The organism is Flavitalea sp. (genome assembly GCF_035489435.1).
Classification (GTDB): domain Bacteria; phylum Bacteroidota; class Bacteroidia; order Chitinophagales; family Chitinophagaceae; genus DATHKG01.
This window is the reverse complement of the sequence record NZ_DATHKG010000005.1, coordinates 57,039-78,182: the sequence shown is the minus strand read 5'-3', so window position 1 is coordinate 78,182 and position 21,144 is coordinate 57,039. Positions and strand designations below refer to the sequence as shown.

Sequence of the window (21,144 nt, the reverse complement as noted above, 5' to 3'; positions counted from 1 at the left end):
TAAAGGTTAGAGCAGGTCATAGACGATTTTTCTCGTAATATTTTAATGTAGAATATCCCCCAAATCATTGCACACATAAGCAATATCATTGTATCTTGGATGCAATCTCATACCCGCTAAACCAAATTGACCTATCCTGATGTTGAGGCGTAAATTGCTTTATTGCAGTATTATATCTGCTGTAATTTTTTGCATCTCCACAACCGCTTTGTCGCAGACTCCAGTAACTCCCAACAACTGCCTCATTTCATATTTCAAGACCTATGAGTCTGACTTCGAATCCGAATTTGTACATAAGTATTTCCTGCTCCGTAATAACCGGCAATTGCTGCATACAACCGGTTATCAAAAATTACCTAATGGCGCATTAGCATCCATTCCTGGATTGAAATTACTGGACGCCGAAGGAAACTTCATCAAAGGAGTTGATTTCTCACGTGGCTTTAACACCATAGCCGTTGATGACCAACATATACTGCTGGTCGACTTCGTTGGCACCGATAATAATTTCATACAAACTTTGGTTGATGAAAACCTCGACATAGTCTGGACCCGGACAATAAAGGGAAAGGATGATATGTACTACGGAGTCAACAGCATTTCGGATGTGTATATTGACGAGGATAAGAATGCGTATTTGGTTTCTACGTATCCTGGTTATGTGACTGATAATGGCAAAGTTGTCATTTCTAAACTGGATTATGCAGGCAACGAAATCTGGACCAGTGTACATGAAATTGACGGGCCTATACTGGCGAGGGCTGATATTACGGCTTCTCCAGCCGGTCTCATCGTGGTTGCAGAAGGCGAACTGCGTTATTCTTTTCTTTATAATAAGAGCACAGGCGACATCATCAAATCTTATAGTTTCCCCAGCAATCGGTTCTACCGTGATCACAACAGGTATCTTAAATATGATAACGGAAAAGTGTTCTACACAGCTTTAACAGCTGATTTCCGGTTGCTGGTCGGGATATTCGACAGCCTTGCCAGGCCAGTCAAAATGAAGTATCTCACCAACTCCTCTACTCCGTTAGGTGTCGATTCACGAAACGGATTTATGGTTATAAGTTTTAAAAGCTCAAGTGAAGTTTTACTCAAGTTAGATACAGCTCTGTCAGTACAGTTCATGAACGCATATACGATTGGCCCTCTACATGAAATCAAGGGTTTGGGTATTGATCCTGCCGGCTATATTTATTCAGGGGGATTTAAAACTACGACTGCACCCTCGGTAAACAACCCATACCTGGCTAAATATGGCTTACAGGGAGAAATTGGAACTTGTACTTTTCAACCCTTTGCCGGTTCCTTTATCGATATTCCCATTACCGGGGGCACTATCGGCTATTCAAAAATATCACGCGCAACTAAGCTACTGCCCCCAATGATGAAAGCAGCACCTTCAACTATTGTTCTTTATCCCGATGTGGATGTATGTATTAATGTTGAACCCTGCAATGCCATCAGCATTTCGGATCCGGGACGTATTTGTAAAACCGGAACTGATTACGCAATCCAGTTTACGACCAACCCGGGATGTACCCTCCAACCTGCCTGGACCTTCGATGCCGCATACATGAAACTTGTAAGTAGCGGAACGGGTACGGCTGTTTTTCAATTTATCAAACCGGGCCTCACCTCAGTCATTGCCACAATAAAAACAGCATGTGGCGGGTATGCCGACACAATAGCCATTCAAATCGATAATGATCCTGCATCACTAAACCTGGGAGCAGATACAACCATCTGCCCGGGCGATTCATTAATACTGGATGCTGGTGGAAACTTTGCACAATATATTTGGCAGGATGGATCATCCGACAGATCGTTTATAGTAAAGAATTCCGGTAAATACAAGGTTTATGTTGCAAACTCATGTGGTGAAAGTTTCCTCGATGAGATTAATATTATTGTCAGAACAATTCCGCCATTGTTTAGTGTGTCATCTTTGACTACCTGCGCCAATGACAGCTTTATGATTTCAGCAGAACCATCGTTTACAAATTATAACTGGCAAGCTGCAGGTTATGTTGCCGGGAAAGGTTCAACAGCTATATCGATACTTTCATCACCAACATCAATCATAGCAAATGCATTAAGCCCCGAACATTGCCTGGTAAAAGATACGATCGCTATAAATCTTATCTATGCGCGACAAGTTAATCTCGGCGCCGACACATCAATATGTTATACGGATTCAATACTACTCAGGGCTGGTACAGGATATACCCTTTATAGTTGGTCAGATGGTTCCGGCAACGCTGAATTAAAAGTATCGGCTGCAGGCAGATACTTTGTAACTGCAAAGGATATCAACGGATGTAATGCAAGGGATACATTATTAGTACATAAATTCAAAACCCCGGTATTAACCCTGGGAAATGATCGCAGTATATGTATTAACCAACCGATACAATTAAATGCCGGGAATTTCAATTCATATATGTGGCAGGATGGTAGCACAAAGCAGAATATAACCATCCAGGTAACAGGAATTTATTGGGTCTCCATAACGGATCAAAATAACTGTAAGGCATCAGATACTCTTATAATAAGAGATATGGTTGCACCTCCATCCGGTTTTCTAAAAGCCACCGATAGTATTTGCCGGTTCAGAACGCTTGAGATTGCTGCATTAAATGATTTTCAAACTTTTAACTGGTCAACAGGTGCCAATACGTCTAAGACAACTATCTCAAAAACCGGTAATTATTCACTCACTGTCAGTGATCAAAATGGCTGTATCGCAACGGAAACTATAAGAGTAATTGAAAAAGATTGTCTGGAAGGGGTATTTGTTCCAAACGCGTTTAGCCCTAACCGTGATGGCCATAACGACTTGTTCCGGGCAGTGGTTCATGGACCGGTTCTGCATTATTCAATCACGTTATTTAACCGATATGGAGCGATAGTCTTCTCAACGAATGATCCATCAAAATCCTGGGATGGATTCTATAAAGGCAGACCTGCCGAGACAGGAAATTACGTATGGAAATGCAGTTACCAGTTAGAAGGTGGTAAAACATCCGGATCTAAAGGAAATATTTTGCTAATACGGTAGTCGAAGAATAAATTCACCAAAAGATTTTATTCTGTCGAGATCTCTACCTCATTTCACAATGATGCGGCCTTATTTCACAATGAGGCGGCCCTTCATAACCGGATGTATTGTGCAGAAGTAATCTGCACTTTTCATTACAACCATGCTCCACGATTTTTCCGCCGATAGGGTGCCCGATGTCCAAAGTTTATTTAATTCTTCGGTTATGTTGTGGTCTACTATATCCTTGTTAATCCATGTTACAGTGTCACCTTTATTCACCGTAATTTCTGCAGGCACAATTTTCTTTTGCTGTATTAAAATAACATGTGTTTGGGTCGCCGTTTTCTTTTGTATTTGCCTGGCCCGATCTTCTGGTGTTGTGCAACTGCAATTGAAAACACCATAGAATATAAGCAGCATGAAGATGCCATTCAACAATCCTTTTTGCCGTCTCATTTGGAAGCAAATGTTTTCTGAACCATTTGAGCATGCCCGAGATGTGCCTGGAATATGGGTACCGCAGATTGCAGCAGTTTTTTCAATTCATCATTAGTGGCCTGGGGTATAAGTACCGTTTCCACCGCAGCTATAACTGCCTTATGGTAGCCCACTTCGTTATCAATGTAAGCTTTATCAAAAGCTTGTGCAGTTTGCGACCTTAGCATCTTTTGTGTTTCAGCTGCATCAGCTTTCATTTTTTTACTAACTGCATTGTCTTTTGGTGTTACTTTCAATTTGGTAACCAATGCTACAGCCTGATCAATTACTGCTTTGTGGTCTTTTGCCATAGTCTCTGCAAACTTTAACACTTCAGCGTTTTTCGACTTCTCCTTTGCAATGGCCGCAAAATCTATATCATTTTGATTTGCTACTACAGCAGCAGAAGCTATTTCGGGGTCAGTAAGTTTAGTGCCGCTTTGTGCAGAAGATGGTAGAGAAAATAACATCATGATTACCCCAAAGGCAAGAGCAACCCCTGCAGCTAAATTTTTCTTTTTCATTTTATGTGTTTTTAATATTGAGTAAATGAACTACGAAAAGGTTACAAAATATTCAGTGGAAATACGGGACTTGATAAAATACCTGCAATTCGGAATTGTGCGATCACCGTGTTTTTTGGACGACGGGTTTCCTGCATTTAGCACAGGGGCTGTGAATGCGATCAGGAAAGTGCTGAGTAAGAATCAAAACGTAAAAATATTATTGACTACTTCCCATAAAGGAAATTACAGTCGGCAACAGTGGATACAGATTTTCCGCAATCGTGGAATTGATCATCAGAACCTGGACAAATTGAACGACAATACTTCAAATGTATCCAGGATGGAAGAAATTTTGAGTTGGCTTACCGAACATAAAGTGAGCAACAATGAGGCAATCATGATTATCGATGATGATAAGTCCTTATTCGATCTGCCTGCAGCTTTGAAGCAGAAGCTAGTGAGTACAAGTCCAATGATTGGTTTGACCGAAGAACTAGTTCCATAAATTTTCAAATAGAAACCCTGGATATTCACGCAACGGTGTCCCCCAGCCTGGAAGTCACAAGTATACAATAAGTGAAGGTCAGCCTTTTTAATCCAGGGTCTGCTTACCATCAATAAGCATTGGTTTCAGCCATTTGCCAAACCTGCAACTTCTTTACAGTCAACAAATCCTTCTCGCTGAAAAGCTTTATTTGATTGCTTGATGTCAATTCCGGATATACAACCTGGGTTATAACTTGTCTGCCATTAGCAAACACTTCAATAATCGACCGGTCCAGGAAAATATTAAGCTTTAAAGTTTCGCCGGCTTTCAGTTCGAAAGGCGCCCTTTGCTGAGATACAGTTGGAGGAAATCCGGGTAATGTGGGTTCTGTAATTACATGTGATGGCATTTTCACTGGGCCAGAAACAGCAGACTTTTCAAAATCAATGATCAACTCCTTAGCCACAGGGTCGTAACGAATCACAGTCTCTTCGCGCCCGTCCGGAGAACAAAAAACTTTCACACCATAAGCAGACTTTGCAGATCCTGCCAGTTCCAATTCTATTTCCACTGAGGTGCCTGCTGATTTTATGAAATTTTCCTTCCCTCCTGTAACTTGTTTTATTGTCTCCTTAACACTGGTTGTTCGCAATGATTTGACTTCTGCAGGTGGATTGATCAGCATATCATTTTGTTTCGACAAGGTTAACACACGAGGCAAACTCATGATACCAGACCACCCAAAATTTTTAAGATGTTTTGGCTTACGTTCCAACACCCAACCCCAGATTATATTCCTGCCCTTATTATCAACCAACTGCTCCGGTGCAAAGAATGTTCCGCCAGGCCAGTTCATCCGACCATGTTTCTGCACGGAAAATTTATCATTGGCGAAATCGCCGATATAATATTGTGTGCCGATATTATGACTGATAAATAATAATACTGATTTACCTCCGATAGTAAACATGTCCGGGCATGATAAATCCTCAGTAGCATCACGCATGGTATTTTTCGGATCAATCAGATCTCCCAAATATTCCCATTTGTACATATCTTTCGATTTGAAAAATCCCGCGACATTGCCGCCTGATATCTGGTAATAGTTGCCTGACTTTTTATCATACCAACCTTCGGGATCCCAGGCAGTATACTTGCCGCCTTTGGGATCACGTGGATTGCCAACAGTTTCTGTTTTAAGAACCGGATTCCCATCAAACTTCTTCCATACTTTAAGGTCAGGGTCAGTTGAGAAAGCCACAAGATTAGAAGATGAGCCTTCGCCATGGTACATTATATGGGGCACGCTGTCTTTCGATAAAAAAGCGCCTCCACTAAAAATACCTTTTTCAATATCACCATCCTGCACATTCAGCATATCGGGATATAATGACCAATGTAACAAATCAGTACTCACCGCATGTCCCCATACATGTTCAGATTTCCCACGTTTACGTGACTGATAAATGTAACCAAGGTGGTATTTGCCGTTCCAATAAATTGCCCCATTTGGATCAAATGGCATGGCATGACCTTCGGGATTTACAAAATGATAGATAGGACGATGAGGATCCGCCTGCATTAATGCACGCAGTTCTCTTGACTCGTCTATCATATCTTCGATTTGTTTTCCCGAAGGCTGCGCCATTATTGCCATGCTACAACAAATCAGAACCATAACATAACCAAAGCGAAGGTTGCTAAAGCCTCCTGCTGCCATATTAAAACCAACTGTACCAAAACGAATGACTGAGTTCAAAACCAAATGATGAACATCATTCAAAACTCTTTTATTTAACATGTCAATGATATTTATAAAATAAAGGAAAGATAAATCAGGGCTTCGCCCGGGCGGATGGGTTTATGTCGGTTTTCAAAAAACCATGATCTGTGATTTCTGCCTTCGAAAGTTCAATGCCAAGTTCTTCCAGCGTTTTCCCCTTGGTTTCAGGAAAATACTTCCAGACTACAACCGCCTGCACAACCATCATTATTGCAAAGAATGCAAAGGCATGACCGCTTCCAAACTTATATTCCCCCGCTACCACGGGGAATAAAAAAGTAATGATCGCGGCAAACAACCAATGAGTGAAACTTCCCAATGACTGTCCCTGGCCACGTACATTGTTGGGAAACACTTCGGATATTAACACCCAGATCACAGCCCCGGTAGAAAACGCAAAAAACATAATATATCCTACAAGGAAAAACAAAAGCTCATAACCTGCAAAATCTTCGAGATAAAATGAACGTGCAACCAGCCCAAGGCATACTGACATTCCCACTGAGCCAACAATCAATAGTTTTTTTCGTCCGACCCGATCAATGATGAAGAGACCCAGAATTGTGAACAACCCATTTGTGATACCGATTAACACGGGCTGAAACATTGAATCTGCTGCTGAGAGACCAGTGAGTTCGAATATGCGCGGTGCATAATATAATAAGGCATTGATACCTGAAAACTGGTTAAACATTGCCACAAGAAATGCGATTGAAATTGGCTTGTTATATCGCCCCGAAAACAATTGTTCTTTTTTCTGAACAAGGCTCGAGCTAATATTATCCATCTCAGAACCGATATCTTCAGCTTTGAGCTTCTCAAAAACTTTTCTCGCCTGGTCAATCTTACCCACCTTGACAAGGAAACGTGGACTTTCCGGTACCAGGAAAAGCAGGAAGAAATAGAGAACAGATGGGATCGCCATCACGCCTAACATCCATCTCCAGGAGCTATCACCAAAGTTACTCAGGAGATAGTTGGAAATATAGGCTATCAAAATGCCGAAAATCACGTTAAACTGAAAGAGTGCAGTCATACGTCCTCGCACCCTTGCAGGTGCAATTTCGGAAATATACATAGGTGCCACAACCGAAGAGGCGCCGACACCGATACCTCCTATAAAACGATATATGACAAATGATATCACATTCTCAGAAAATGCACTGCCGAGAGCTGAGAGAGCAAATAGGATTGCGATGATAAACAGTATAGGCTTACGACCATATTTATCCGTAGGTTTACCAGCCACCAACGCCCCTACAACTGTTCCAATCAATGCGGAAGATATAGTGAGTCCGTGCCAAAAAGGCGAAAGATTAAACAGTTGCTGAATAGATTTTTCAACACCTGAAATTACTGCCGTATCAAATCCAAAAAGAAAACCACCGAGAGCCAGGATGATCGACCATCCGAAAACACGCAAATCTTTTATTGCCATAATTGTAAATTAATTTTTTTCGAGTCTTATTTTTTCCAGGTCGAGTTCAACTCATAAATCTCAAGTGAATGAATACTGATATTGCCACCGAATTGAAAACCTTCATTGTTTTTTGGCGCTTCCTTCGGTCGCACAATACTGAACTTGCCCCCATCAGCAAATACTTCCAAAGAAGTCCTGTCGACAAGGATTTCAAGTTCGAAGGTTAGTTTCTCAATGTTCTCGCCGGGATAAAAAGTTCCGTTAAGCTTGTTATGATTCATATCATAATGAGCCAGCTGATTTCCCTGGTATTTAATATCGAACACTGTGCCGTCAGTAATTTGAACTTTCATTTTGATATGAAACAAATCGCCCTCAACGTTTTTTACTGCAGCATTTGCAGTGCTTGCATTAAGGTTCGTCCATAGATGTGATTTTTTATGAAGTTGCTGCAGCTCGCGTATTGGTTGTGAAAACAATCGCACACCACTTCGCGTGTTCTTAAGCGTTAGCTCAGTGGGAAACATCATCATCTGGTTGAATGGCATACCTTTTTGGACAATTGAACCCCAACCAATCTGAATTCTTCTGCCATCAGACACCGGGATATTGTTAAAGGTTTGAGGTGCCATTTGCGGACCTTCATAATATTTAAGTTTTTCGGTTTCAGGCTTAAAGCTTCGACCATCAAAGTTGCCAATCATGTAGGTGCCAGACATGCCATAAAGCACCCATTTCATTTGTTTCTTATCCCCGTCAACAGGCAACCCGAAAATTTCGGGGCATTCCCAGAACCCCCCAAGATGGCTAAGGAAGGTCCATTTTTTCAAATCGTCTGAATTATAAAACGAGTGACCATCTTTTTCAAATAGAGCCATCACCCATTTTTTAGATGGCTCATGCCAGAACACCTTAGGATCCCTGGTATTACCAGATTTCCATTTTGCAGTACTGTTGATAACAGGGTTCTTGTCGTATTTAATCCAGTTGCGACCTGCATCATTACTGTAAGCGAGACACTGAACTTCCGCACCGTCTTTATGCGCGGTATACAGTGCTACAAGCGTTTTTTCATTGCCTTTCTGAAAGCCGGCGGTATTATTGAAGTCTACGACCGCTGAGCCCGAGAACATAGCACCAAGACTGTCCGGATACAGCGCATCCCCAAGTTCTTCCCAATGCAAAAGATCTTTACTGACAGCGTGACCCCAATGCATATTTTCCCAATTAATTTCGTACGGATTATGCTGGTAAAACAAGTGGTACTCACCTTTGTAATACACCATACCATTGGGATCGTTATTCCAGCCGATCTTTGTGGTGAAATGAAACTGCGGCCTGTTCGTTTCGTGGTACAAACTATCAGCGCCAGGTAAAACATCTGATTGATAAACGTCTTTCAATCCTGCCGCATCCAGGGGATATGATATCGATATCGTTTTTCCCAGGAAGTCTTTCATATCAGCACCTACCCAATAATCAGGTGTGTTTTGAGTCACACGTATATTGAAGGCACGCAAATCGCGTCCATTTTCTTTTATTATGAGCTGGTGCCTGGGTTCGGCGTTAGTTACCGGAAAATTCAAATATCTTTTTGTGATAGTAAACTCCCGGGCAGGATTCTGTGCTTGCAATTGCATTGCGCTAAGGCCTATGGCCAGCATCAAAGTTTTTTTCATTTTCATAATACAAGTTTACTATGTCTGAATTGTTGTAGTCAATAGGGGTTGGTCGGCATCATTTCCCAGGCTTTAACTGATATGATCCTTGCATCACCGCCGTTTGCAAATAACTTAACACCAAGCCCACCCAATTTTGGATAGATGCTTCTGCCAATTGCCTGCTTGTCGTTCGCAAACACTTCAACGATGCCTTTGTCAACAAAAACCCTCAGCACCAATTGTTCTCCTTTGAGAACCTCCAATGGCGCAGATTCAATATCTCTCCTTCCCATATTTATACTTGATTTTGTGGCATCACAAACCAGTTGCTTTTGCGCCGCGTCATAATAAAGCGATGTTCCTTCGCGGCCATCATCAGAGCAACCGATCCTGACGCCAACCTGGTTTGCAGCGCCTGGTTGAATCGTTATTTCCAGCTCCAGCATCTCATTGCCAAAGCCATCCAAAGAAAATTCTGACCCATCTTTCACAACTATCGATCTTCTTATTCTTTGATTCTGCCGCAGCGCTTTGAGTTCTTTAACAGGAGCCATTCTTAACTTACCATCTTTGCCAAGCCATAAACTACGAGGTAGTCCATAAACACCGGTATAGCCATAGTAAGCTTTCAGACTATCGGGCCTGTCATCAAAAACCCAGGACCACATGATCTGGCGTCCATTACTGTCAATAAGCGCTTCGGGCGCAAAATAGGCGTTGTCTTTCCAGGTCATACGACCATGATTGTCGGGCAAAAATTTATCATTTTTATAAGAGCCCACATAGTACTGACAGCCTTTGTTATGACTTATAAAAAGTAACAAATGTTTACCACTGAATTTGCCCCCATCTGCACCTGATGGCAACGGCATAAAACTCGCACACATATTGTCTTCACTTTTGTCGGTCCATTTACGGTCTGACTTATAAAATTCATGCAGGTAAGTCCAGTTTTCAAGGTCACTTGATTCAAAAAGATAGGCATGATCGCCCTGCATTTCCGGTTTGGAATCAGGTTTTCGGCCATATTTATTTAGCACCAATAAGTTGCCGGTAAGCATATAATATTTCCCGTCTTTCATCCATATATTGGATGGATCTGCCGAACCATATATAACCGGGTTTCCTTTTTTATCCGTTGTTTCTGTTATGCCCCAATCAGTAGAACGAATCACAGGATTGGCGGCACTTTTTACCCATTGGTCATAATGTTCATCTGAACTTTGAGCAATGCTGATTCCCGTTTTTCTTTCGGCGAAGTTTACCTTGTTGGTTTCGCTTTGATTTATGAATTCCCAGTAAGTAAGTGTAACCTTGCCATTTTTGTCAACGAAGGCTCCACCACTGAACACTCCGTCGTCACCATTGCCGGGAACCAGCGCATCCGGATGATGACGCCAGTGCAGCAAATCTTTACTGGAAATATGTCCCCATGAAAATCCACTCCCTTCCCTCTTGTACAGGTACATCAGGTGATACCTCCCGTTATGATAAAAGGCTCCATTAGGGTCGCCCGGAACAGCTACGTCTTCGGGTACCACGAAATGATAACCTGGCCTGAAAGGATCTGCCAGCAATCTTTCCCGAAACAGCCTTGTCGTTTCCAGCACAGTTTTAGGAACCGGCTTGTTATCTGGCAGCGCATCATGTGAAACAGTCTGGGCAACCTGGCTGTACAGTAACCCTGGCATTGATACAATCAATGCCAGGTATAAACTTTTTAACTTCATCAGTATCCGTGATTTTGTTTATAAAGATTTTGGCTGAGGTCAATCTGGCTTTTGGGTATAGGCAGATACTCATCGCGTCCTTTAGTAAATATTGCATTAGCAAGGTGAGGCCGACGATTTTTTTCCACCGCCAGGTAAGCATTCATCTCTTCAGCCATGATGCCCCAACGCATCAGATCATAAGCCCTGAAACCTTCACAGGCCATTTCCAAACGCCTTTCCCATTTCAGTGCCTTCCAGGCATTTTCTTTAGTCCAGTTGATGTTTACACCGTTTATATAGGGCTTTATGTCGAAGTTGCCTGTTGGTTGAGCATTCTTATCTACGAGCCGGGCGGTACTCTGTGCAGCCCTTGCCCGTATCGCATTGATCAGGGTCAGCGCTTCGTTTTGCCGATTGAGCTGGATCAGGGCTTCAGCTTTAAAAAGTATCACATCATCTATACGCAATACATCGCGATTCTTCGAATCACTTTTCCATGGGTTCACGGGCTGATAACATTCACTATCAAATGGCACCGTTTCTTTCATTGACATGAAAGAGCCGTATGATTCAGGTTGACGGGGCCAGGTAAGACCATTAAACACAAAGTCTGTTTTATATTTATAAGGCAAGCCATCCATAGCCACTGTATGCAATAATCTTGGATCAATTGTAAAGCTTTTGATATTGGCAGCGCCCGTAATATTAGTGTTATTGTAATTGTCAAAATCGGGTACGCCATTTACCGTTTTGAATGCATTCACGAGGTTTTGAGATGGGGTATGAAAACCACAGCATCCATACTCGGGTGTCATCGGGTATACGACCTCGTTAGTACCATTGATCCGGCCGGTTGGCGTACCATCGTTATGTGAAAATTGAATTGCCCAAAGCGACTCCTGGCCGTTCTGTGATTCACAGGAAAAGTTACTCGCAAAGTCAGTAAACAGGTTCTTACCTGAACCGGTCAATACTTCGTCGCATAACGTAACTACCTGGTTAAGTTTGGTATTATTGATGTTAACCACCTGGTTGGACTCGTTCTGTTCGTATGCAGCATATAATAATACTTTTGCGAGATAAGCCTTCGCTGAATACCGGGTTGGTCGACCTACTCCCTCATCATTATTTGTTTCAGGAAGATTTGCCGCTGCAAATTCAAGATCTTCAATAATCTTACCCCAAAGTTGTTCATCGGAAAGGTCGTTGCTAACCTTGTTGTATTCGTTTACCGGTACATTCTCATCTATAAAAGGAACATAACGGAAATTAACCTTCAGCCAGAAATAGTTGTTCGCACGAAGAAATTTCATTTCACCAATACGTGCGTTTTTCTGCGGAAAATCGACTGCATTAAGTATCGCCAAAGCCTGGTTAGCGCGGGAAATACACTGATACTCTATTGCCCATTTTCCAGCAACACCTCCTTCATCTGTTGTCATATTGACAAAGGTTTCCGCAGTGTTCCATTCAGGAAGATCACCCACTCCGGCGCCACCTTTATATGCATCACCGCCTCTCAGATCCCCATACGGCCATGGGGTCAATGGATGAAGATAATATCTTTCATTGCCTTGTGCTGCATAGGCGGCAATCACCATTTTTTCTGCATTTTCCGGTGTTGCAAGTAACTCTTCAGTAACAATCCCTTTAGGGGCCTTGTCCAGGAATTCTTTCCCACACGATACAACGACTGATATAGCAAATAAATAGACTAATATATGAATACGTTTCATGATAGTAAGTTTAGAAGATGACATTAAGACCAAATGTTACTGAAGTTGGGAGAGCAAAATTGACATCAGGACTTTTTGGATCGAAGCCGGTGAAAGTATTACCTGGCAGAGCGATGGTCCATAAATTATCACCCTGTATAAATATGCGCGCCCGGTTCATCAACAATCTTTTTCCGATTGCTGAAGGCAGTGTATATCCTATACTAAGATTCTGCAATTTTACATAAGATGTGTTTTCAACAAAGTAGGTAGAAAAACGATTTTCATTGTTAAGATCAGCCTTTGTAATAGCCGGAATACCCGAAGATGTGTTTGTTGGTGACCAGCTGTTCAACACTTCCTTACCATAGTTCTGTCCGCCAAAGAAGCCAAAGAAATGAGTATAACTTTTTGTTGTACTGCCCACCATTCTGCCAATTTCTGAACCCCAGAACATTGAAAAATCAAATGCTTTCCAGGTGAGTTGAATGTTGAGACCAAGTGCAACTTTTGGATCATCGACGCCTATCCATGTACGGTCGTCAGCATCAATTTTACCATCCGGTTTGCCTCCAGGTCCGCTTACATCCTGGTAACGTAAACGACCAACACCTTTGCCAGGCTGAACCGCAGCAGCATCTACTTCCGCCTGGTTCTGAAAAATGCCTTGTGCTACATAACCGTATAGTGAATTCAAAGGTTTCCCAAGTATCGTCTGATCGCGACCGTTACCCGGATAAGCTCCTACGGCTTCGGGAACTATATTCGTAAATTCGTTCCTGTTCCTATAGGCGTTTGCAGTAATCGTGTATCCAAGGTCACCTACTTTGTCATTGTATGAAACAACAGCTTCAATTCCACGATTCTTCATAGAGGCTCCATTGATCCATGAAGAAGCGCCACTACCGGTTACACTAAGGGTTGGAGGACGAACAAGGATATCGGAAGTAGTCTTGATATAATAGTCGACTGAACCTGACAATCTCCTGTCGAGAAACGCGAAGTCCATACCAAAGTTTTGTTGCGTTGTTGCTTCCCACTTAAGGTTTGGATTACCAAGTTGCAACCGGCGGTAACCGGATGGGAGGTTTCCTTCATCATTTCCATAGATATCATAAGCAGTACCGTTGTTATATGGCCAGTCATCATCCCCATAATGTGCCTGGTACATTTCATACGATGCATAGTTATCTATCTCCTGGTTGCCGGTCTTTCCCCAGCCATACCTGAATTTCAAAGTAGATAACCAGGTAATTGATTTCATGAATTTTTCTTCAGAGATCACCCAACCTGCAGAGATCGAAGGAAAAGTTGCATACCTGTAGTTGGCACCGAATCTCGAGGATCCGTCGTGCCTTAAAATCCCGGTAAGCAGATACTTGTTATCATAGTCGTAATTGATACGCCCAAAGTATGAGTTTTGCGCATTGTCCCATGCAAGTCCGCCATTGCGCACATTACCTTCGCCTACATCCAGGTACATATAGTCAGGATCCTCGCTCGCAAAGCCGTCTCTTGCACCATAGAGGTTTTCCCCGCTGGCTTCAGTCGCTTCCTGCCCGATCATGAACTGAAAATTATTGTTGCCCAGGCTCAGATCGTAGTTGACAACATTGTTCCAGGTCCAGCTGCCACCATAGCTCGCATTGTTATTCACTTTAGCGACCGTCTCCTGCATGAAACCTGCCTGGTATGTCAGGTTCATATTTCTCGCCCAACTACCAACATAATCAGCTCCGAATGTTGAACGAAAATGAAGATTTTTCATGATCTCAATATCCGCGAATACAGAGCCAAGCAATCGAATATCATCTGAATGATTTTGCCTGTTGCGCATGATGTCTAACAATGGATTGTTCCGATCGCTCATACCCATCACAGGTCCACCCCAACCAATCCCATCAACTGTTCTCACCGGTACGATCGACTGGATATTAGCCGTGTTCGCCAGCCAGGAACCACCGGTATATCTCATTTTAGTTACTGAGAAATTCTCGCCGATCTTTAAACGACCGTTGAAGAATCGATAATTTGAATTAATACGCAGGTTAAGTTTGTCCCAATCATTGTATTTGGTAGTGCCAACACTATTGAGGTAATCGAAAGAAAGGAGTACGCTCCCGTTTTCTCCACCGTTAGATAACGTAATGTTATGGTTTTGCGAAAGAGCTGTTCTTGAAATCTCTTTTTGCCAATCTGTATTGGCTGCGCGCATTGTTTGAGCCGGATCAAGAAACTCGGGCCACATAATCTTGTCCAGTACCCAGCTACCATTAGCATCCTGGTGATCAGTATAGCTATACAGTCCGTAATTGGGATCAACTTTATCATTCCTGGCTGCAAGCCATTGCGCTCTGCCATACTCCTCTGTGTTCATCAGGGGAATGGAATTTTTTGGCAGGAAGCCTGCGGTAACTGAGGAGTTGATTTCAAGTTTAGGGCCTTTCTTTGCAGACTTTGTGGTAATGATAAATACGCCGTTCGCCGCCCTCGAGCCATAAATGGTGGCGGAAGACGCATCTTTAAGCACCTGTACTGATTCGATATCGTTGACGGGAATCTCATTCAGACCACGATTGGTAGGCACACCATCAATGATTATTAATGGAGCAGTACTGCTGTTCAGCGATCCACGTCCGCGGATTAAGATACTGGCAGCAGCATTTGGATCACCGTTGTAGTTAGTGGTAATACCCGGCACCCGGTTATCCATCGCCCGAACAATATTACGGGAACCAACAGCCTGGTCCTTTATATCACTCATCTTAACCACATAGACCGATCCCGTAAGGCTTGCCTTTTTTTGCGAACCATAACCAACAACTACCACTTCTTCCCCGGTAGAAATAGCTACGTTCATTTTAACTGATAATTCCGTTCTGTTATTAACGGCTATCTCAATTGATTCAAATCCGATATACGAAATTACCAGCACGGCAGTCGGTTCGGCTTCAATTATAAAATTTCCTTTCGCATCGGTTCTGACTGCATTGCTTGTACCCTTTTCCGTAACAGTGGCCTCTGCAAGAGGTGCACCATCGTTACCAAGTACCTGGCCTTTGATTGTAATGGGAAGTGATAAGAAGTTTTTGTCTGCATCGCGAAACATTCCATTGTCATTATTTGCAAAAAGACTAAGAGACGTGATCAGTGATGCAATAAATAGCGTCAAGATCCTGGTGAATTTTATTGGAAAGGAGCGTAGGGAGACGCCAGGCTCATAAACAGGTGTTGAATACATATGGCATATATATTAAGTGATTGAGGCAATAAAGGGAGATGTTATTGCATGAAAAATTAATCAGGAGATCCCGTTTGTTCAGGGAGGAATACTGCTTAGCAATCTGTTTTGATAATTCATTTGGCGAGTTTCAGAAAGCAATATACCCGCAGTATATAAAAACAGCTTTCGATTTTGAAACATTAGATTTCAAAATCGGGATGATTTGTTATTCAGTTAAAAATCAGAGCATTGCCTCAACGATAAAGATATCAATCTTCCAGGCCTTTCGAATTTGTATTGCCAGTTTTCAAATTTGAATCATGTATTTGATTCTTGTCTTTACATTTCATTTTTGAGTATTTACATTTCATTTTTATCCAGGCACAACTAAAAAAAATATATAAGACTGCGAAACTGTGTGCGCATTATTTCATTTAACTTACTAAAGGAAACAAGATTGCAGTTTCCTTTATCTGCAATAATATTACTGCGGATATAAAGCTTCATTGGATCAAATCTGGAACCTACTATTTTGTGATTGCTGATTAACGTAGCATCCCGCTTATGAAAAATTTAAACCATGTAATATCCCGGGGCAGTGCCATTGCCGGTAAACTTACCTCAGCCCTTGTTTTTCTTATATTATTTTTTTCATTGGTCATTACCAGTTGCGAGCGAAAACCCAAGCAACGGAACTTTATCATCGGCTTCTCACAATGTACCGGCGATGAGAATTGGAAAAATGCTACGCTTGAAGGTATCAAGAAAGAAATGGCATTTTATCCCGGCAGCACTTTCATTTACCGCAACGCCTCCGATAGCAGTGATTTACAGATAAAGCAGATCCGTGAGTTACTCACTATGCATATTGATATCTTGCTGGTATCTCCTAATGAAGCCCGGCCACTTACGCCGGTTATTGAAGAAGCATATAAACAAGGTATTCCTGTAGTCGTGATCGACAGGCGAACCTCCTCTGACCTTTATACAAGCTTTGTTGGCGTCAATAATTTTGAGATCGGAAAGATGGCCGGAACCTTTGTTGCGAACACATATAAGGATAGCACGCATATAATAGAAGTAACAGGTCTTCCCGGTTCAACGCCCACTGGCGACCGCCAACGCGGTTTTTCCGAAGGCCTAAGAAGCAATCCAAAAATCCGGATCAAAGCAAGGGTACCGGGCGACTGGTTACAGGCCGTAGCCGGGCAAAGGCTGACAGATATTGCAGACCAGCTATCACCACGAGACGTAGTTTTTGCGCACAATGATCCTATGGCCCTTGGCGCCTACCAGGTATATAAGAAACTAGGCTGGGCTGAGTCTGCGCATTTTATTGGTGTGGATGGTCTTGCCAGCCCTGGAGGTGGAATGGAGCTGGTGTCTGATAAGTTGCTCGAGGCCACTTTGCTCACCCCCACAGGTGGCGAGGAAGCTTTACAGATCGCATTTAAGATCCTTCAGAAGCAACCTTACGAACGCGAAAATACGCTCCAGACCATTATTATAGATTCCACCAATGTTCGAATGATAAAGTTACAGGCAGATAAGATCACCAGTCAGCAACTTGATATAGAACATCAGCAGGCGATTCTCGGCCAACAGCAAAAGATATATGAAGATCAAAGCAATGTGGTCTATGTATTAATGGCCACCCTGCTGATCACTTTAACCATGGGTGGGATTATTCTTTTCTCCCTGAATGAGAACAGGAGAATAAACAAACGTTTGAAACAAAAAAATGAAGAAATACTAAATAATGAAAGGAAGTTAATATTGATGTCTGAAAAAGCACAGGCTGCCAATGATGCCAAGCTGAAACTTTTCACAAATATTTCCCACGAGTTCCGCACCCCGCTTACTTTGATACTGGCACCGCTGGAAGAGTTGTTGTTTAATACCAGGCAAAATTTCAGACTCAACTCCAGGCTGCAGCTGGTCCAAAAAAATGTGATCCGGTTATTGAGAATGGTAAATCAATTGATGGATTTTCGTAAGATAGAATTTGGTCAACTGAAACTTCGTGCCACGGAAAACGATCTCGTGGAGTTCATTACCTCTATCGCAGATGCATTCAAACCTTTGGCCGAAAAAAAACAGATAGACCTGCAACTGATAATCAAAGACCGAAACATTCCACTGTGGTTCGACACCAACATGCTCGACAAAGTACTATTTAACCTGCTTTCGAATTCTTTTAAGTTCACTGCAAAAAACGGCTTTGTACATATAATCATTGAAAAGACAACAGATAAAAATGTGTCTATTATTGTGCAGGATAATGGTGTCGGCATGACCCAGGAAGCACTTAGTCATGCCTTTGAGCAATTTTACCAGGGCGAGTTTGAGAACTACAAGGGTACCGGACTTGGGTTGGCTTTGTCGAAAGAACTTATACAATTGCATCATGGCAGCATCAGGGTCGAAAGCGAAAAATGGAAGGGCACTACTTTTTATATAGAATTACCGCAGGGCTACCAACACCTGGAAACACAGGAGCTGGCAGAAAAAGAATCTGACCCAAAGTTGATGTATGAAGATGAAAGAATTTTCATCACCGATCTTGAAGAGGAGATAGCGCTTGAAGAAGCCAATATTGATGTAAAGCATTCGCAGGAGTTCTCCGTTTTGGTGATTGAAGACAACGCCGACTTGCGGAGCTTTATTTGTACCAAACTAGGTCATTTGTTTCAGACCTTCCAGGCAGATAATAGCAACGGCGCTCTTGAGCTTGCCTTAGCCGAAGTGCCGGATGTGATAATATGTGATGTTGTTATTCCCGGCAAAAGCGGTATCGAACTGACTCAAATCCTCAAATCTGATATACGCACCTCTCATATCCCGGTGATCCTCCTGACAGCTAAAACCGGAATTGAAGACCAGATCGAGGGGATGAAGAATATGGCAGATGCATATATCACCAAACCGTTTAACCTTCGATTATTGGAGCAAACGATTAAAAGCTTACTGGCAAACCGGGCGAAACTGCGGGAACATTATAGTGCTGATATGCCGGCAGCACCGAAGACAATGCAGATTTCACGTCTTGATCGAAAGTTTCTTACTGATTTCAAAGCCCTTGTAGAACAGAACATAAGCAATGAAGACTTCAATGTCGAAGACATTTGCAAAAGTCTTTGTGTTTCCAAGGTGCAATTATATCGAAAGATTAAAGCATTGCTTGATTGCAATGTGAATGATTATATCCTCAATTGCCGTTTGCAAAAAGCAAAATATTTATTACAGCATGAAGGTTTGAATGTGGGAGAAGTTGCTTCCCGTGTTGGCTTTTCATCACAGGCTTATTTTGCCACAGTTTTTAAAACGAAATTAGGCGTAACGCCAACCGCGTTTAAACTCAAATAAAAGTTAACAGATCTATATCTTATTCTGAAACCAGCTAACCTGCTCAATGGCGGTCCTTACATAGCAGCCATGCTAAGATTCGTTGCCTGCCCGGTTATTTTATCAAGCTCAACAACATACTTACATCCATATGTATAAGAAGTTGCGATGCAGCGACTTTTCTATAAAATTATATGCAAATACATATAATTTTTTATAGAACGTGATTTTATATCCCTTTACATATAATTTCTGAAAATAGCCTATTTTTATATCCAAACACATATAAAATGAATCCAATCGCTGATTTTGTAAAAACCAGGAGAAAGCAGTTAGGTATAACCCAGGAGGAGTTTGCTGAAAAGGCAGGTGTGGCATTAACAGTTATCCGTAAGGTTGAACAGGGAAAAGAAAACCTGAGTCTGTCAAAAGTGAACCAGGTATTGCTGATGTTTGGACATACTTTAGGCCCGGTAAATATTCAACATCATGAGACAGGCAATAGTTAAATATAAAGATATTAAGGCCGGAATGTTACAGGAAACAGATGATGGGGAATATACATTCTCTTATTCTGACGATTATATAAAAAACTTTCCACAGCAGTTCGTAAGCTTTCAACTACCGGTAAATAATCAACTATATCGAAGCAAGCGGTTATTTCCTTTTTTTGATGGTTTGATTCCCGAAGGCTGGCTGCTGAACATCACAATAGAAAGCTGGCGTATCAACCGAAACGACAGAATGGGATTGTTGCTGGCGGTGGGCAAAAGTTGCATCGGTGCAGTAAGTATTCATCAAATTAAGAACGAAGATGCCGGCTAAATGTTTAAGCTGTTATTTGCCTTTGGAACAAGGACAGCAGGACTATCATCCAAGCTGTGCCAGGAAGTTTTTTGGTACAGAGCAAGCTCCTCAATTGTTATTTGCCCTGGATGAGATTGAGCAATTAGCTAAGAAAACCATAGAACTTTCGGTTGCAGTACCGGGTGTCCAACCCAAGCTTTCTTTAGGATGGCTAAAGTCAGCATTGAATGATGGACACCAAAACAAGTTAACCATTATGGATGCCTTAGATGGCAATTATATATTAAAACCACCGGTAAAAATCTATCCGCAAATGCCGGAGAACGAGCATTTGTCGATGAAACTGGCAGCCTTATTTGGTATTGATATTGTGCCGGTGAATATGATTCGCCTGGCTTCAGGTGAATTATGCTTTATTACCAAACGAATAGACCGAAATAACGATGGCAGCAAAAACCATATGATAGACTTTCTGCAAATCCTGGAACTGGAAGATAAATACAAAGGGACTATGGAAAAATTAGGAAAAAGGATTGGAGAACTTTCAGCCAATACTTTATTGGACAAGCTGCGCTTTTTTGAACTAACTATTTTCAATTATCTCATTGGCAACAATGATATGCATCTTAAGAATTTTTCAATGTTTCTATTACCCATGGGATGGGTTTTATCTCCGGCATATGATTTACTTAATGTGAAAATGATTTTGCCGAAAGACAAGGAAGAAATGGCATTACTGCTTGGGGGTAAAAAATTTAATTTTAATAGAGCCTATTTTACGCGCTTTGCTACCTCACTGAGGTTAAATGAAAAACAGGTGCAAACCGTGTATAAAAGAATTGACAAGTGGTTGTCTAAGGCAATTGAGCTAATTGATATTTCTTTTTTAAGTGAGGAAAGAAAAATTGAATACAAAAATTTGATTACCGAAAGAGTTAGATTGTAAAAAGGGCCATAACCAC

14 protein-coding genes are annotated in these 21,144 nt (G+C 41.9%); 6 read left to right on the top strand and 8 right to left on the bottom strand.

The features are described from left to right. The first annotated feature begins 208 nt into the window (after positions 1-208). On the top strand, positions 209-3,064 hold the full coding sequence (locus VK664_RS00370; protein WP_461396601.1) for a T9SS type B sorting domain-containing protein: 2,856 nt from the start codon (positions 209-211) through the stop codon (positions 3,062-3,064). A 69-nt stretch (positions 3,065-3,133) separates the two neighbouring features. Here VK664_RS00370 and VK664_RS00365 read toward each other — a convergent pair whose 3' ends face one another. Beyond that, positions 3,134-3,502: a cupredoxin domain-containing protein gene (locus tag VK664_RS00365; RefSeq protein ID WP_461396600.1), complete on the bottom strand. Its 369-nt coding sequence runs from the start codon at positions 3,500-3,502 to the stop codon at positions 3,134-3,136. Continuing rightward, positions 3,499-4,047, bottom strand: coding sequence for a DUF4142 domain-containing protein (locus tag VK664_RS00360; RefSeq protein ID WP_461396599.1), 549 nt, complete (start codon positions 4,045-4,047; stop codon positions 3,499-3,501). The genes VK664_RS00365 and VK664_RS00360 overlap by 4 nt, the downstream gene beginning before the upstream one ends. A gap of 25 nt (positions 4,048-4,072) precedes the next feature. On the opposite strand from VK664_RS00360, the gene VK664_RS00355 reads away from it, so the two are divergent. Next, on the top strand, positions 4,073-4,534 hold the full coding sequence (locus VK664_RS00355) for an HAD domain-containing protein (RefSeq protein WP_461396598.1): 462 nt from the start codon (positions 4,073-4,075) through the stop codon (positions 4,532-4,534). A gap of 109 nt (positions 4,535-4,643) precedes the next feature. On the opposite strand, the gene VK664_RS00350 is transcribed toward VK664_RS00355, so the two are convergent. Genes VK664_RS00350 through VK664_RS00325 form a run of 6 tightly spaced genes read right to left on the bottom strand, consistent with a single transcriptional unit; the run spans position 4,644 to position 15,979 of the window. Beyond that, positions 4,644-6,317: a glycoside hydrolase family 32 protein gene (locus VK664_RS00350; protein WP_461396597.1), complete on the bottom strand. Its 1,674-nt coding sequence runs from the start codon at positions 6,315-6,317 to the stop codon at positions 4,644-4,646. Between the two features lie 34 nt (positions 6,318-6,351). After that, positions 6,352-7,737, bottom strand: a complete 1,386-nt coding sequence (locus VK664_RS00345; RefSeq protein ID WP_461396596.1) for a sugar porter family MFS transporter — start codon at positions 7,735-7,737, stop codon at positions 6,352-6,354. Between the two features lie 26 nt (positions 7,738-7,763). After that, positions 7,764-9,404, bottom strand: coding sequence for a GH32 C-terminal domain-containing protein (locus VK664_RS00340; protein WP_461396595.1), 1,641 nt, complete (start codon positions 9,402-9,404; stop codon positions 7,764-7,766). A gap of 32 nt (positions 9,405-9,436) precedes the next feature. Next, positions 9,437-11,110 (bottom strand): glycoside hydrolase family 32 protein, encoded by a 1,674-nt coding sequence (locus VK664_RS00335; protein ID WP_461396594.1) that lies wholly within the window; start codon positions 11,108-11,110, stop codon positions 9,437-9,439. Then, positions 11,110-12,828, bottom strand: coding sequence for a RagB/SusD family nutrient uptake outer membrane protein (locus VK664_RS00330; protein WP_461396593.1), 1,719 nt, complete (start codon positions 12,826-12,828; stop codon positions 11,110-11,112). The genes VK664_RS00335 and VK664_RS00330 overlap by 1 nt, the downstream gene beginning before the upstream one ends. A gap of 10 nt (positions 12,829-12,838) precedes the next feature. Further along, complete coding sequence (locus tag VK664_RS00325) at positions 12,839-15,979, bottom strand: SusC/RagA family TonB-linked outer membrane protein (RefSeq protein ID WP_461396592.1); 3,141 nt, start codon at positions 15,977-15,979, stop codon at positions 12,839-12,841. A gap of 615 nt (positions 15,980-16,594) precedes the next feature. Between VK664_RS00325 and VK664_RS00320 the strand changes: the two genes are divergently transcribed. The 4 genes from VK664_RS00320 (at position 16,595) to VK664_RS00305 (ending at position 21,128) form a co-directional block, all read left to right on the top strand. Then, a complete protein-coding gene (locus VK664_RS00320; RefSeq protein ID WP_461396591.1) occupies positions 16,595-19,396 on the top strand; it encodes a hybrid sensor histidine kinase/response regulator transcription factor in 2,802 nt (933 codons plus the stop codon). Positions 19,397-19,665: 269 nt separating this feature from the next. Then, positions 19,666-19,884 (top strand): helix-turn-helix transcriptional regulator, encoded by a 219-nt coding sequence (locus VK664_RS00315; RefSeq protein WP_461396590.1) that lies wholly within the window; start codon positions 19,666-19,668, stop codon positions 19,882-19,884. Next, complete coding sequence (locus VK664_RS00310) at positions 19,865-20,200, top strand: HipA N-terminal domain-containing protein (protein ID WP_461396589.1); 336 nt, start codon at positions 19,865-19,867, stop codon at positions 20,198-20,200. The genes VK664_RS00315 and VK664_RS00310 overlap by 20 nt, the downstream gene beginning before the upstream one ends. Positions 20,201-20,222: 22 nt before the next feature. Beyond that, positions 20,223-21,128 carry a HipA domain-containing protein gene (locus VK664_RS00305; protein ID WP_461396588.1) on the top strand — a complete coding sequence of 302 codons (906 nt, stop codon included), beginning with the start codon at positions 20,223-20,225 and terminating at the stop codon, positions 21,126-21,128. The last annotated feature ends 16 nt before the right edge of the window (positions 21,129-21,144 follow it).

Excerpts from the sequence above, each read along its gene's own strand:
- VK664_RS00360 (WP_461396599.1), bottom strand. The coding sequence starts at position 4,047 with ATGAAAAAGAAAAATTTAGCTGCAGGGGTTGCTCTTGCCTTTGGGGTA.
- VK664_RS00350 (WP_461396597.1), bottom strand. The coding sequence starts at position 6,317 with ATGTTAAATAAAAGAGTTTTGAATGATGTTCATCATTTGGTTTTGAAC.
- VK664_RS00310 (WP_461396589.1), top strand. The coding sequence starts at position 19,865 with ATGAGACAGGCAATAGTTAAATATAAAGATATTAAGGCCGGAATGTTA.
- VK664_RS00320 (WP_461396591.1), top strand. The coding sequence starts at position 16,595 with ATGAAAAATTTAAACCATGTAATATCCCGGGGCAGTGCCATTGCCGGT.
- VK664_RS00355 (WP_461396598.1), top strand. The coding sequence starts at position 4,073 with ATGAACTACGAAAAGGTTACAAAATATTCAGTGGAAATACGGGACTTG.
- VK664_RS00315 (WP_461396590.1), top strand. The coding sequence starts at position 19,666 with ATGAATCCAATCGCTGATTTTGTAAAAACCAGGAGAAAGCAGTTAGGT.
- VK664_RS00365 (WP_461396600.1), bottom strand. The coding sequence starts at position 3,502 with ATGAGACGGCAAAAAGGATTGTTGAATGGCATCTTCATGCTGCTTATA.
- VK664_RS00335 (WP_461396594.1), bottom strand. The coding sequence starts at position 11,110 with ATGAAGTTAAAAAGTTTATACCTGGCATTGATTGTATCAATGCCAGGG.
- VK664_RS00345 (WP_461396596.1), bottom strand. The coding sequence starts at position 7,737 with ATGGCAATAAAAGATTTGCGTGTTTTCGGATGGTCGATCATCCTGGCT.
- VK664_RS00340 (WP_461396595.1), bottom strand. The coding sequence starts at position 9,404 with ATGAAAATGAAAAAAACTTTGATGCTGGCCATAGGCCTTAGCGCAATG.
- VK664_RS00330 (WP_461396593.1), bottom strand. The coding sequence starts at position 12,828 with ATGAAACGTATTCATATATTAGTCTATTTATTTGCTATATCAGTCGTT.